Source organism: Methylobacterium sp. J-078 (assembly GCF_022829285.1).
GTDB lineage: Bacteria > Pseudomonadota > Alphaproteobacteria > Rhizobiales > Beijerinckiaceae > Methylobacterium.
In genome coordinates this window covers 31,145-43,181 of record NZ_JAKSYI010000140.1, presented here as the reverse complement: position 1 = coordinate 43,181, position 12,037 = coordinate 31,145, and the positions used below count along the sequence as shown (strand labels likewise).

Below are 12,037 nucleotides of genomic sequence, written 5' to 3'. Positions count from 1 at the left end.
GTGGTGGAGCGGCCCACCGCGCACCAACTCTGCTCTCGAACCACCTCGTGGGGGCCGATCATCGAGCCAGCGCCGGCAATGGCGTTTTGCAGGGCGATGCAGCCGTGAGGGGCCTGTCCCATAACGCCTCCCGGATTGCGGCGGCCTCCGCCAACCGGATTCCGCCACATTCGGGACTGCACGCCCGGGACGCGAACGTGGCGTAGAGCGGCCCGTGCACGGGATCTCGAGCCGTGGCCTCGGTTCGAACGACAGCGCTCGTTCCTCGGGCCCAAGCGCGACGATCTCATCGGCAACCGATGTTCAGGGAGCGAATGGCGCGGGATCGCGTTGAACCTGACTTCCCGCGATGTCTGGACAGCCACGATGCCCATGAACCGATTGGCTGAGACCGAAGCGTGCCTTGCCCGCACCGACAGCGTCTGGCGCTCCGAGATGACGCGGCGGTTCGGTCCGGATGGCGTCCTGGAGTTCGGATACCGCGCGGAGGGCCGCGGGGAGGATGGAACGCCGATCCGCCGGGCCTTCGAGGCGCGGCGACAGGCCGTCGCACTCTGGCGTCACGAGCGGCGCACGGAAAGCTAGAGCGGCGGGAGACCGATCGAGCCCATGTGGTTCACCTCCGTCCTCGCCCTGTGGGCCGCCTACTGGGCCGCGATGTTCGCCCAGGTCGCGCACCTGCGCTCGCTGGACGATGGCGCGGGCGCCGTCACCTTCTCCTGGCTGTCCAGGGGCCTTCTCGCGGTCGGCGCTGGGCTCTTCCTCATCGCCAAGATCTCTTCACACGGCCAGAGCCTCTAGGCCCGGAGCCTCCGGGCTGAGGCCGTCGCGGGTCCGGGCGAAAGCGTCCGGCGCGCGTCGCCCTGCGATGTCCCGCCGGGACGGAATTCTCGCCGATGGACCAGCCTCGTTTCCGGCGTCTCCGCCGGGGGGAATGTCAATGGCCGCAGAGAGAAGAGGAGGTCTGTCAAATGAATTGAGCTTTTCCGAACCGTTTCATCAAGAACTCTGCTAGGACTTTCCCTTCGGCTCATGAAATAGGGACGCGCCGGGGTCCATGCGGTGAACGCGTCCAGCGAGAAAGACCCTTTATGACCCACGAGAACCCGAGCATGGAATTCTCGAATCTCACCGGACGAGCGACCCAGGACGGCATCACCGTGACGGTGAACGTCTACCGCTTCGCCGGCACCCAGGATCCCTGGACCCTGGAGGTTGTCGATCCGGCGGGATGGTCGACGATCTGGAGCACCACATTCGCGTCCGACGAGGATGCCCTCGATGCCTTCACCGAGGCCGTCGAGGAGGGGGGTGGCATGCGCGCCTTCCTGGAACCGCCCCCGACGCTGCACTGAGCGGCGGCGCGCCCGCGAGCGACAACGGCTCGCGCACGCGGCCGGCCCGCACGGCCATGCGCGGACATCACCGCGGTGGTGACACCTTCGGAGAAAGCCTATGCGCATCCTTGTCGGCTGCGAGATGACCTACGCGTTTCCTCAACCCACGCCGGTCATCGCGACGCTCAACGTGCATGCGTCGCGGGTCTCCGACCTCGAGCGCCCGGACTACCTCGTCACGAGCCCCTCCGTACCTCTGGAGGGCTACCGCGACAGCTTCGGCAACTGGTGCCAGCGCATGACGGCGCCGGCCGGCACCTTCACGCTGAAGACCGAGACGGTGGTGCGCGACGCCGGACGCGGGGACCAGCCCTGCGCCGACGCGCCGGAGACGCCCGTGGCGAAGCTGCCCACCGACAGCCTGCTGTTCCTGCTCGGGAGCCGCTACTGCGAGACGGACCGTCTCTCGCAGATCGCCTGGGACCTGTTCGGCCATCTTCCCCCGGGCTGGAGCCGCGTCCAGGCCATCTGCGACTACGTGCACGACCGAATCACCTTCGGGTACGAGCATGCGCGCGCCACGCGGACCGCCTTCGACGTGTTCGAGGAGCAGCGTGGCGTCTGCCGCGACTACGCGCATCTCGCCATCGCGTTCTGCCGCTGCCTGAACATCCCGGCCCGCTACTGCAACGGCTACGTCAGCGACATCGGCCTGCCGCTGCCGCACACCCCGGGCGACTTCGCGGCCTGGATGGAAGTCCATCTCGACGGCCGCTGGCACACCTTCGATCCACGCAACAACGCCTCGCGGATCGGCCGCATCCTGATCGCCTACGGGCGCGATGCGGCGGACGTGCCGCTCACCCTGACCTTCGGGGCCAACACCCTGACCCGGTTCGTGGTCACGACCGAGGAAGCCCCGCCCATCGCCTGACACGCGTGCCGCGCGCGTTCCCTCGAGCCCCGGCGCCGAGAGGCGCCCCACTCCAACATCCCGGCGCCGAGAGGCGCCCCATCCCACCCCGGAAAGACCCAACATGAGCCAGACCGACATGCTCGCCGAGAACGTCACGATCGCGGACCTCGCGGGCCGCAAGGCGGACCGCCTCGAGTATCTGAAGGGCGTCTACCTCAACATGGTCCCCGACCAGGCCAGCAATCCGACCCTGCGCGTCCGCCTCAGCCGCCTCGGCGTGGGGGTTCGGCCGGCCTACCGGATCGAGCGCGACGACACCGATGGTCAGACCGTCGTCATGGGTTTCTACCAGGGCGACAAGCACAAGCCCCTGCCCAAGCGGCTGCACGATTGCGACGGGCCGACCTGGAGCAACGAGACCATGAGCTACGTCGATCTGCGCACCCTCCACAACGGTGCGATCGGAGCATGAGTCGTCGATGATCGAGTTCTTCGACCGCGCCGGCGCCGAGGCGGCGTTCTGCCAGGACGGCCGCTCCCTGTACCTCTGGAACGGCAAGGCGGCGGCCTTCATCCAGGACGACAAGGTCTATGCCTATGACGGCCGCTTCATCGGCTGGGCGGACCGGGGCTGGATTTCGGATGCGGACGGCGCATGCCTCCTCTTCGAACACGACGCGGTCGGCGGCCCCCAGAAGCCGGAGCGGCGGGCGAAGACCACGCCCGGCCCACGCGGCGCGCGGCCGTCCCGCGCCGAACCGCACGACGCCCCACCGCGGCCCACCGCATCCCTGGTCTGGTCCGACAGGGTTCTGTCCGATCTGATCTGACGTCGCGCCGACCCCATCGGCCCACCGGCTCAACTCTCTGAGCTGTGCGCCGGTGAGGTCGCTTCTTTCAGGATACGAACCCGGCGGACCCTGGCCTGCTCCCCGGATTGCGGTTCTGCGTGCGGCCGTCCCGGCGCCTCAGCCGCCGGCCGCTCCGGCCATGATCGTGACGTAGACCGGACGCCCCTCCGGGCCGCCCCGGGTCAGCCGCACGCGCCAGAGCGGCGGCACCCGCTGCCAGCCGGCCTGCGGGCCGACATCCGTCACGCTCAAGGTCCAGGGCTCGCCGTTGGAGAAGGTGCCCTGCTCGATCCCGGCCTGCAGGCCGCGCGCGGCGCGCAGCGCCACGATGCCGGGCGCCTCGTCGCTGACGATGTCCGCGGACGCGACCCGGCCCAGGCCGAACTGCGTGCTGCCCGCGACCTGGAGCGCCGTGACGAGGCCGACGGCCACGATGGCGAAGGCCACCAGGACCTCCACCAGGGTGAAGCCCGCTTCCGCCTCCGCGGCCGGCGTCGCGTTCCGCATCACATACCCTTCGCTGGGCCCTGCCCTTCGCTGGACCTGCGCGAGGCCGGCCCGAGGCGCGTCTCGGGGTCGGGCCGCCGGACGATCCTGACACAGGCGCGTCGCGCAGGCGAGCCGGGCATCGGACCACGGGGTGAAGCCGGAGTTGTGGGATCGCCGGGACGCGGTACTCTGTCGGACAGGGAGACACGCCGATGACCACCTCGACGACGGCCGGCAGGGCCGCGCCCTCGATCTATGACCGGGACCTGGACAAGAACCCGGCCAATTACCAGCCACTGACGCCGCTCAGCTACCTCGACCGGGCCGCGCGGGTGTTTCCCGACCACACGGCCGTCATCCACGGCCCCCTGCGGCGCAGCTACGCCGAGCTCTATGCGCGCTGCCGCCGCCTCGGCGCGGCGCTGGCGGCGCGGGGCATCGGGCGGGGCGACACCGTCGCGGTCCTCCTCGCCAACACGCCCGAGATGATCGAGTGCCATTACGGGGTGCCGATGACAGGGGCCGTCCTCAACACCCTGAACACCCGCCTCGATGCCGCCGCCCTCGCCTTCTGCCTCGACCACGGCGAGGCCCGAGTCCTGATCACCGACCGGGAATTTTCCAAGGTGGTGGTCCCGGCGCTGGCCCAGGCCCGGGTGAAGCCCCTGGTGATCGACGTGGACGACCCGGAATTCACCGGCCCCGGCGAGGCCGTGGGCAGTCTCGGCTACGAAGCCCTGCTGGCGGAGGGCGACCCGGCCTGGGACTGGGCGATGCCCGGCGACGAGTGGGACGCAATCTCCCTGAACTACACCTCGGGCACCACCGGGGACCCGAAGGGGGTGGTCTACCACCATCGCGGCGCCGCCCTGCTCTGCCTCGGCAACGTGCTCACGGGCGCGCTCGGGCAGCACCCGGTCTATCTCTGGACCCTGCCGATGTTCCACTGCAACGGCTGGTGCTTCCCCTGGACCCTGTCGGTGGTGGCCGGCACGCATGTATGCCTGCGCCAGGTCCGCGCCGGCGCGCTCTACCAGGCGCTCGCCGAGCACGGCGTCAGCCATCTCTGCGGCGCGCCGATCGTGATGCAGCTCCTGCTCAACGCGTCCGATTCCGAGCGCCGTCCCCTGCCCCACCGGGTCGCCTTCCTCACGGCCGCCGCGCCCCCGCCCCAGGCGGTCCTCGGCGCCATGGGAGCCGCCGGCTTCGACGTCACCCACCTCTACGGCCTGACCGAGACCTACGGCCCGGCGGTGGTCAACGCCTGGCACCGGGACTGGGACGCCCTGGACGCGGACGCCCGCGCGGAAAAGATGGCGCGCCAGGGCGTGCGCTACCCCGTGCTCGAAGGCTTCGACATCCGCGATCCGGAGACCTGCGAATCGGTGCCGGCGGACGGCCAGACCATGGGCGAGGCGATGTTTCGCGGCAACGTGGTGATGCGCGGCTACCTGAAGAACCCGGAGGCGACCCAGGCCGCGTTCAACGGCGGCTGGTTCCGCTCCGGCGACCTCGGGGTGAAGCACCCGGACGGCTACATCCAGCTCAAGGACCGCTCGAAGGACATCATCATCTCAGGGGGCGAGAACATCTCGTCGATCGAGGTCGAGGACGCCCTGTTCCGCCACCCCGCCGTCTCCGCCGCCGCCGTGGTCGCCCGGCCGGACGACAAGTGGGGCGAGACCCCGATGGCCTTCGTGGAGCTCAAGCCCGGCGCCACCGTGGAGGTCGACGCCCTGATCGCCTGGTGCCGCGAGCGGCTGGCCGGCTACAAACTGCCCCGCCACATCGTGTTCGGCGAACTGCCCAAGACCTCGACGGGCAAGGTGCAGAAGTATCTTTTGCGGGAGCGGGCGCGGGAGGGGTGAAGCGCCGCTCCGCTCGATGGCTTGGATTCACCGAACCGGGAAACGTCTGGCGTCTCCCGGAACGTGATCCCCCTCCCCCTTGTGGGGAGGGGTCAGGGGTGGGGGTGGCTCCGCCAGCCTCCGCAGCCCAAACAGGGTCGCCCGACCACCCCCACCTCCGGCTCTCCTCCCCACAAGGGGGAGGAGGGACCCGCGCCCTTTGACAAAGCCGCAAATCGCTAAAAGAAAAGGCCGGGACGATGCCCGGCCTCCTCGATCGATCCTGAAAACGCGGTGGCTTACGCAACCCCGCCCGAACGCTCGAAGCGCTTGCGCTCGTTCGGGTCGAGGTAGGTCTTGCGCAGGCGGATCGACTTCGGCGTGACTTCCATGAGCTCGTCGTCCTGAATCCAGGCCAGCGAGCGCTCCAGGGTCATGCGGATCGGGGGCGTCAGGCGCACGGCCTCGTCCTTCGAGGTGGTGCGGATGTTGGTGAGCTTCTTGCCCTTGAGCACGTTCACCTCGAGGTCGTTCTCGCGGTTGTGCTCGCCGATGATCATGCCCTGATAGACCTTGGCGCCGGGCTCGATCATCATCGGGCCGCGATCCTCCAGGTTCCACATGGCGTAGGCCACGGCCTCGCCCTTGTCGTTGGAGATCAGCACGCCGTTGCGGCGGCCGGGCATCTCGCCCTTGTAGGGCTCGTAGGCCTTGAACAGGCGGTTCATGATCGCGGTGCCGCGCGTGTCGGTCATGAGCTCGCCCTGGTAGCCGATGAGGCCACGGGTGGGCGCATGGAAGACGAGGCGCAGGCGGGAGCCGCCCGACGGCTTCATCTCGATCATCTCGGCCTTGCGCTCGGACATCTTCTGCACGACGACGCCGGAATACTCCTCGTCGACGTCGACCACGACCTCTTCGACCGGCTCCAGCACGCCGTCGTTCTCGTCCTTGGAGAGCACCACGCGGGGACGCGAGACCGCAATCTCGAAGCCCTCGCGGCGCATGGTCTCGATGAGGATGGCGAGCTGCAACTCGCCGCGGCCCGAGACGAAGAACGAATCCTTGTCGGCCGCCTCCTCGATCTTGAGCGTGACGTTGCCCTCGGCCTCCTTGAACAGGCGGTCGCGGATCATGCGGCTCGTGACCTTGTCGCCCTCGGTGCCGGCGAGCGGGCTGTCATTGACGATGAACGACATGGTGACGGTGGGCGGATCGATCGGCTGGGCCTGGATCGGGGTCTCGACCTGGGGATCGCAGAAGGTGTCGGCCACCGTGCCCTTCACGAGGCCCGCGATGGAGACGATGTCGCCGGCTTCACCCACGTCGATGGGCGCGCGCTCCAGGCCGCGGAAGGCCAGGATCTTCGAGACGCGGCCGGTCTCCACGAGCTTGCCGGTGCGGTCCATGACCTTGATGGCCTGGTTCGGCTTGACCGTGCCGGACGCGATGCGGCCCGTGATGATGCGGCCGAGGAACGGGTTGGCTTCGAGAAGCGTGCCGAGCATCCGGAACGGACCCTCCTCCACCTTCGCCTGGGGCACGTGCTCAAGCACGAGATCGAAGAGCGGCGCGAGGCCCTGGGTCTGGTCGCCGTCCGGCGCCGTCGCCATCCAGCCGGCGCGGCCCGAACCGTAGAGGATCGGGAAGTCGAGCTGCTCGTCGGTGGCGTCGAGCGCCGCGAACAGGTCGAACACCTCGTTCACCACCTCGGTGATGCGGGCGTCCGGACGGTCGACCTTGTTGATCGCCACGATCGGCTTCAGGCCGATCTTGAGGGCCTTGCCGACCACGAACTTGGTCTGGGGCATCGGGCCTTCGGCGGCGTCGACGAGCACGATCACGCCGTCCACCATCGAGAGGATGCGCTCCACCTCACCGCCGAAATCGGCGTGGCCGGGGGTGTCGACGACGTTGACGCGGGTGTCCTTCCAGACGACCGAGGTCGCCTTGGCCAGGATGGTGATGCCGCGCTCCTTCTCGAGGTCGTTCGAGTCCATGGCGCGCTCCTCGACGCGCTGGTTCTCGCGGAACGATCCGGACTGCGACAGCAGCTTGTCGACGAGCGTCGTCTTGCCGTGGTCGACGTGGGCGATGATGGCGATGTTGCGAAGCTTCATAGGGTATCCGGAAGCGAGAAGAGCCCGTCACGCGACGGGCCGCAGGAATGCGGCCGGCTGCGCCGGGTCACGGGATCGAGCTATCGCGTCGCAATATAAGGTGTGGGCCTCCGGGGCAAGGGGGCGGGCGGCATCCCCCTCCCCCGCCGGACGCGGGTGCAGCAGGGGTCGTAGGATTGTGCGACCGGCCGTGGCCGGGATCGTGCGTCGACGTTGTGCGGCGGCACAGGGGCGGTCGTGCTTGATACGGAGACCGGGCGCGATGCTTCAACCTTCCTCATGGAAATGGGCCCGTGATCTTCTTCGGCGCGCATGGACCGGTAGGACGCCGGCGTTTCGCGCGGGACTTTTGCCGGGGACGCCCGATGCTCGGCATGACCTGCAAATGGCGAGCGGCAGACTGATGACTCTCCAGTCCAACATTGAGAGTAGCAGACGCTTAACCTTGGCATTAAGACCTTCAGAGCGTTCATCTATCGGTGACTTTTACAACCCATGGTTATATTCAGCCATCCGGGGGAGCTACTGATGTTAGGACGCGTATTTGGCCGCAGAAAGATAAATCCGGCCGTACCGATTTTAGATAAGATATTATTGACAAAGGAGGCGACAAATGATACTGACAATCAATGTATCTTATCTCTCAATGCAAGCATAGTGAATTACTTTATTACAGAGTTTAAATATCTTATTCCGGAATTGCCGCCTGCGGCAATCGAAAGTTACTCCGTCGATTACTACGCGGCGCAAGTTAAAAATGGAGGCCATGGACAATTCGCGCACAATGCCAATGGCAAGCCCATCTCCTGGGCTTTCGCGCGTTCCGGATTGCTTGCCATGGGTGCGACGAAGCACCTTTCGGTGTTTGATCGCTTCGAGGCAATCATTAAACGCAATGACGCTCGGGCGCGACGCATCATAGAGCAGGGCGGCTTCGGCGAGATGGACCCTGAGGTCGAAGAACTCGATTCCGCCTTTTATGCCAATGACGTGACCTCCTCACTTACGGATATCAACGCTCGATGGCTTAAATCACGACCGAACTTGTACATCCTTCCGTTTTCCGAGATGCAAAACTACATCGAAGGGTTTAGTGTCTATCCCGGCATCCTTGCCAGAATGGCGAAGCCTTAGGCTTTCCGAGAGACAATCGTTAGGCCATCTGGGCGCAACGGTTCTAAGTTCGTAGTTCATCTTTCATAACAGCGACGACGCAACGATGTGGATGTTTGGGTGACTGACCGCTTTGCGGGATCAGTATTGATTCCTGGGTCAGCAACCGTTGGTCGAACCCGGGCAAACTGAACATCCGCCTTTCCTTTCCATCACTCGCTGGCGGCGAACCAGCCACTCCGTGAGGCACGGGCCGATCAGGCCCAAGCCGATCGCGGCCGGCGGCCGACTACTCAAGAGAGAATCCTGTCTCAGGTGATCGGCGCCGGGTTGAACAGGGTCAGGTCGTTGAACAGGCCCCAACGGTCCGACCAGGGCCGCTTGCGCCCGCTCGCCACGTCGAGGATGAGGCGGAAGAGTTCCTCGCCCATCTCTTCAATGGTGGCGTGCCCCGTGGCGATGCGGCCGGCATCGAGGTCGATGAGGTCGGACCAGCGCTCGGCCAGTTCGGTCCGGGTCGCGACCTTGATGACCGGCGCGTGCGCGAGGCCGTAGGGGGTGCCGCGCCCGGTGGAGAAGACCTGAAGGGTGATGCCGGACGCCAACTGGAGGGTGCCGCAGACGAAGTCGCTCGCGGGGGTCGCCGCAAAGATCAGGCCCTTGTCGCGCACCCGTTCGCCCGGCGCGAGGACCCCCGTGATGGCGGAGGTGCCGGATTTGGCCACCGAGCCCAGCGCCTTCTCGACGATGTTGTTGAGCCCGCCCTTCTTGTTGCCGGGCGACGGGTTGGCGCGCCGGTCGGCGCCGCCCTTGGCGAGGTAATCGTCGTACCAGGCCATCTCGCGGATCAGCGCATCGGCGATCTCGGGGCTCGCGGCCCGGGGGGTGAGCAGGTGGATGGCGTCGCGCACCTCCGTCACCTCGGAGAACAGCACCGTGGCACCGCAGCGGACCAGCAGGTCGGCGGCATGGCCGAGGGCCGGGTTGGCGGTGACGCCCGAGAAGGCGTCGCTGCCGCCGCATTGCAGACCCACCACGAGGTCGGCGGCCGGGCAGGTCTCGCGGGTGCGCCGGTTGAGCACGTCGAGGCGGGCCTCCGCCATGGTCATGATGCTGTCGAGCATCATGCCGAAGCCCGCGTGGCGCTCGTCCTGCAGGCGCACCACGCCCGTATCGGCGGCGACGTCGCCGGCCGGCAGCAGGCGCTCGGAGACGAGCTTCTCGCAGCCGAGGCCGACCACCATGACCTCGCCGCCGAAATTCGGGTTGCGGGCGAGGCTCTGCAGGGTGCGGATCGGGATCACCGCCTCCGGGGCGTTGATGGCGACGCCGCAGCCATAGGCGTGGGTGAGGCCGACGACATCGTCGACGTTGGGGTAGCGCGGCAGCAGCTCCTGCTTGATCCGCCGGATGGCGACGTCGAGGGTGCCGGCCACGCATTGCACGCTGATCGAGATCGCCAGGATGTTCTTGGTGCCGACCGAGCCGTCCGGGTTGCGGTAGCCCTCGAAGGTGTAGCCGTCGAGCGGCGGCAGGGGGGCAGGCACGCGGGTCGCCTTCTCCAGGGCGTCGAGGTCGGGCGCCACCGGCGTCTCGACGCTCGATTCCTCGACCCAGGACCCGCGCGGCAGGGGGCGCAGCGCGATGCCCACCACCTCGCCGTAGCGCACCACCGTGCCGCCCTCCGGAATGTCCACGAGCGCCACCTTGTGCCCCTGCGGCACGAACTCCACCAGGGTCAGTCCGTCGGCGAAGACCGTGCCGGCCGGCAACCCGAAGGCGTTGACCACGATGGCGACGTTGTCGTGCTCGTGCAGGCGCAGGGTGCGGGGCGTGTCCCCGGTGTTCTCAGTCATGGCGGCCGGTTCACCGAGCATGGTCGTTCTCCTCAGGTCTTTCCCGGTTCAGGACTTGCGCAGTTCGACGCGCCGGATCTCGCCGACGATGACGAGGTAGGCGATCATCGCGATCAGCGCGTTGCAGCCCACGAAGACCAGGGCGCCGTTGAACGAGCCGGACGCCTGGACGAGGTAGCCGATGACGATCGGCGTTGTGATGCCGGCGGTGTTGCCGAACATGTTGAAGATGGCGCCGCTGAGGCCCGCCGCCTCTTTCGGCGAGGTATCCGAGATCACCGCCCAGCCGAGCGCGCCGATGCCCTTGCCGAAGAAGGCCAGCGCCATGAAGCCGATCACGAAGGCCGGCGAATCGACGTAGTTGCAGGCGATGATCGACATCGAGAGCAGCATGCCGGCCACGATCGGAATCTTGCGGGCCTTCGTGAGCGAGCCGGTGCGCTTCAGGATCGCGTCCGAGATGACGCCGCCCAGGATGCCGCCGAGGAAGCCGCAGAGCGCCGGCAGCGAGGCGACAAAGCCGGCCTGGAGCACGGTGAGGCCGCGCTGCTTGACGAGGTAGATCGGAAACCAGGTCAGGAAGAAGTAGGTCATCACGTTGATGCAGTGCTGTGCCACGTAGATGCCGACCAGCATGCGGTTGGACAGGAGCTGGCGCACGACGCCCCAGTCGAAGCCCTTCCTCTCGGCGGGCTTGGCCGCATCGAGGGCGAGGAGCGCGCCGCTGGAGGCGATGTGGTCGAGCTCGGCCTTCGTCACGGTCGGATGGTCGGCCGGATCGTGGATGACGCGGACCCAGATCGCCGCGAGCACGATGCCGATCACCCCCATGACGATGAAGGCGTAGCGCCAGCCGAATTCGTGCGTGACCCAGGCCGTCAGCGGCGCGAACAGCACGGGGGCGAAATATTGCGCGGAATTGAAGATCGCGCTGGCCTTGCCGCGCTCGGCGCTGGGGAACCAGGCGGTAACGATGCGGGCGTTGCCGGGGAAGGACGGCGCCTCCGCGATGCCGACGAGGAAGCGCAAGACGAAGAGCGCGGCCACCGCGCCGCCGCCGAGGAAGCCGACCCAGCCCTGAGCCAGGGTGAACAGCGACCAGAAGAAGATGCCCCCCGCATAGACCCACTTGGAGCCGTAGCGGTCGAGCATCCAGCCGCCGGGCATCTGCGCGGCGACGTAGGACCAGGAGAAGGCGGAGAGGATGTAGCCCAGGGTCACCGGGGTCAGCCCGAGTTCCTGGGACATCGGCGTGCCGGCGATCGAGATGATGGCCCGGTCGGCGTAGTTCACGACCGTGGTCACGAACAGCATCAGGAGGATGCCCCAGCGCACGCGACCCTGCGCGCGCGCCTCCAGCGTTAGAGCCAGCGCCATCGTTCCCACCCGGAATGATTGTTGTGTCGGCGCTGCGTCGAGCCCAGCGTCCTTTGAGGACCAGGGTTATGGTGGGACTTATAATTCGTCCAATGCGATCAAGGGATCGATCGATGCCTAACGGGTATCGA

General features: G+C 67.2%; 12 protein-coding genes. 8 read left to right on the top strand and 4 right to left on the bottom strand.

What is annotated here, in order from left to right:
• Positions 1-372: 372 nt before the first annotated feature.
• The 6 genes from MKK58_RS24705 to MKK58_RS24680 all read left to right on the top strand — a co-directional run bounded on the left by MKK58_RS24705 (position 373) and on the right by MKK58_RS24680 (position 3,083).
• Positions 373-585, top strand: coding sequence for a hypothetical protein (locus MKK58_RS24705; RefSeq protein WP_243915608.1), 213 nt, complete (start codon positions 373-375; stop codon positions 583-585).
• 24 nt (positions 586-609) lie between these two features.
• Positions 610-801, top strand: a complete 192-nt coding sequence (locus tag MKK58_RS24700; RefSeq protein WP_243915607.1) for a hypothetical protein — start codon at positions 610-612, stop codon at positions 799-801.
• Positions 802-1,112: 311 nt separating this feature from the next.
• Positions 1,113-1,355, top strand: coding sequence for a hypothetical protein (locus MKK58_RS24695; protein ID WP_243915606.1), 243 nt, complete (start codon positions 1,113-1,115; stop codon positions 1,353-1,355).
• Between the two features lie 100 nt (positions 1,356-1,455).
• Positions 1,456-2,271, top strand: a complete 816-nt coding sequence (locus MKK58_RS24690) for a transglutaminase-like domain-containing protein (protein WP_243915605.1) — start codon at positions 1,456-1,458, stop codon at positions 2,269-2,271.
• 103 nt (positions 2,272-2,374) lie between these two features.
• Complete coding sequence (locus tag MKK58_RS24685; RefSeq protein ID WP_243915604.1) at positions 2,375-2,725, top strand: hypothetical protein; 351 nt, start codon at positions 2,375-2,377, stop codon at positions 2,723-2,725.
• Between the two features lie 7 nt (positions 2,726-2,732).
• Entirely contained in the window at positions 2,733-3,083 is a 351-nt protein-coding gene (locus MKK58_RS24680) for a 4-fold beta flower protein (protein WP_243915603.1), read from the top strand.
• Positions 3,084-3,221: 138 nt separating this feature from the next.
• On the opposite strand, the gene MKK58_RS24675 is transcribed toward MKK58_RS24680, so the two are convergent.
• Complete coding sequence (locus tag MKK58_RS24675) at positions 3,222-3,611, bottom strand: prepilin-type N-terminal cleavage/methylation domain-containing protein (RefSeq protein ID WP_243915602.1); 390 nt, start codon at positions 3,609-3,611, stop codon at positions 3,222-3,224.
• 194 nt (positions 3,612-3,805) lie between these two features.
• Between MKK58_RS24675 and MKK58_RS24670 the strand changes: the two genes are divergently transcribed.
• Complete coding sequence (locus MKK58_RS24670) at positions 3,806-5,461, top strand: acyl-CoA synthetase (protein WP_243915601.1); 1,656 nt, start codon at positions 3,806-3,808, stop codon at positions 5,459-5,461.
• A 278-nt stretch (positions 5,462-5,739) separates the two neighbouring features.
• Here the strand turns inward: MKK58_RS24670 and typA are convergent, their stop codons facing one another.
• On the bottom strand, positions 5,740-7,560 hold the full coding sequence (gene typA, locus MKK58_RS24665) for a translational GTPase TypA (protein WP_238276712.1): 1,821 nt from the start codon (positions 7,558-7,560) through the stop codon (positions 5,740-5,742).
• A gap of 528 nt (positions 7,561-8,088) precedes the next feature.
• Between typA and MKK58_RS24660 the strand changes: the two genes are divergently transcribed.
• On the top strand, positions 8,089-8,694 hold the full coding sequence (locus MKK58_RS24660) for a DUF4375 domain-containing protein (protein WP_243915600.1): 606 nt from the start codon (positions 8,089-8,091) through the stop codon (positions 8,692-8,694).
• Positions 8,695-8,984: 290 nt separating this feature from the next.
• On the opposite strand, the gene garD is transcribed toward MKK58_RS24660, so the two are convergent.
• Both garD and MKK58_RS24650 read right to left on the bottom strand, forming a co-directional pair.
• Positions 8,985-10,529: a galactarate dehydratase gene (gene garD / locus MKK58_RS24655; protein ID WP_243915623.1), complete on the bottom strand. Its 1,545-nt coding sequence runs from the start codon at positions 10,527-10,529 to the stop codon at positions 8,985-8,987.
• Between the two features lie 48 nt (positions 10,530-10,577).
• Positions 10,578-11,906: an MFS transporter gene (locus tag MKK58_RS24650; protein WP_243915599.1), complete on the bottom strand. Its 1,329-nt coding sequence runs from the start codon at positions 11,904-11,906 to the stop codon at positions 10,578-10,580.
• Between the last annotated feature and the right edge of the window lie 131 nt (positions 11,907-12,037).

What these genes read in the sequence shown, in the direction of transcription:
- garD (WP_243915623.1), bottom strand. Translation starts at nt 10,529, where the DNA reads ATGACTGAGAACACCGGGGACACGCCCCGCACCCTGCGCCTGCACGAG.
- MKK58_RS24705 (WP_243915608.1), top strand. Translation starts at nt 373, where the DNA reads ATGAACCGATTGGCTGAGACCGAAGCGTGCCTTGCCCGCACCGACAGC.
- MKK58_RS24675 (WP_243915602.1), bottom strand. Translation starts at nt 3,611, where the DNA reads ATGCGGAACGCGACGCCGGCCGCGGAGGCGGAAGCGGGCTTCACCCTG.
- MKK58_RS24685 (WP_243915604.1), top strand. Translation starts at nt 2,375, where the DNA reads ATGAGCCAGACCGACATGCTCGCCGAGAACGTCACGATCGCGGACCTC.
- MKK58_RS24690 (WP_243915605.1), top strand. Translation starts at nt 1,456, where the DNA reads ATGCGCATCCTTGTCGGCTGCGAGATGACCTACGCGTTTCCTCAACCC.
- MKK58_RS24650 (WP_243915599.1), bottom strand. Translation starts at nt 11,906, where the DNA reads ATGGCGCTGGCTCTAACGCTGGAGGCGCGCGCGCAGGGTCGCGTGCGC.
- MKK58_RS24695 (WP_243915606.1), top strand. Translation starts at nt 1,113, where the DNA reads ATGGAATTCTCGAATCTCACCGGACGAGCGACCCAGGACGGCATCACC.
- MKK58_RS24670 (WP_243915601.1), top strand. Translation starts at nt 3,806, where the DNA reads ATGACCACCTCGACGACGGCCGGCAGGGCCGCGCCCTCGATCTATGAC.
- typA (WP_238276712.1), bottom strand. Translation starts at nt 7,560, where the DNA reads ATGAAGCTTCGCAACATCGCCATCATCGCCCACGTCGACCACGGCAAG.
- MKK58_RS24680 (WP_243915603.1), top strand. Translation starts at nt 2,733, where the DNA reads ATGATCGAGTTCTTCGACCGCGCCGGCGCCGAGGCGGCGTTCTGCCAG.
- MKK58_RS24700 (WP_243915607.1), top strand. Translation starts at nt 610, where the DNA reads ATGTGGTTCACCTCCGTCCTCGCCCTGTGGGCCGCCTACTGGGCCGCG.
- MKK58_RS24660 (WP_243915600.1), top strand. Translation starts at nt 8,089, where the DNA reads ATGTTAGGACGCGTATTTGGCCGCAGAAAGATAAATCCGGCCGTACCG.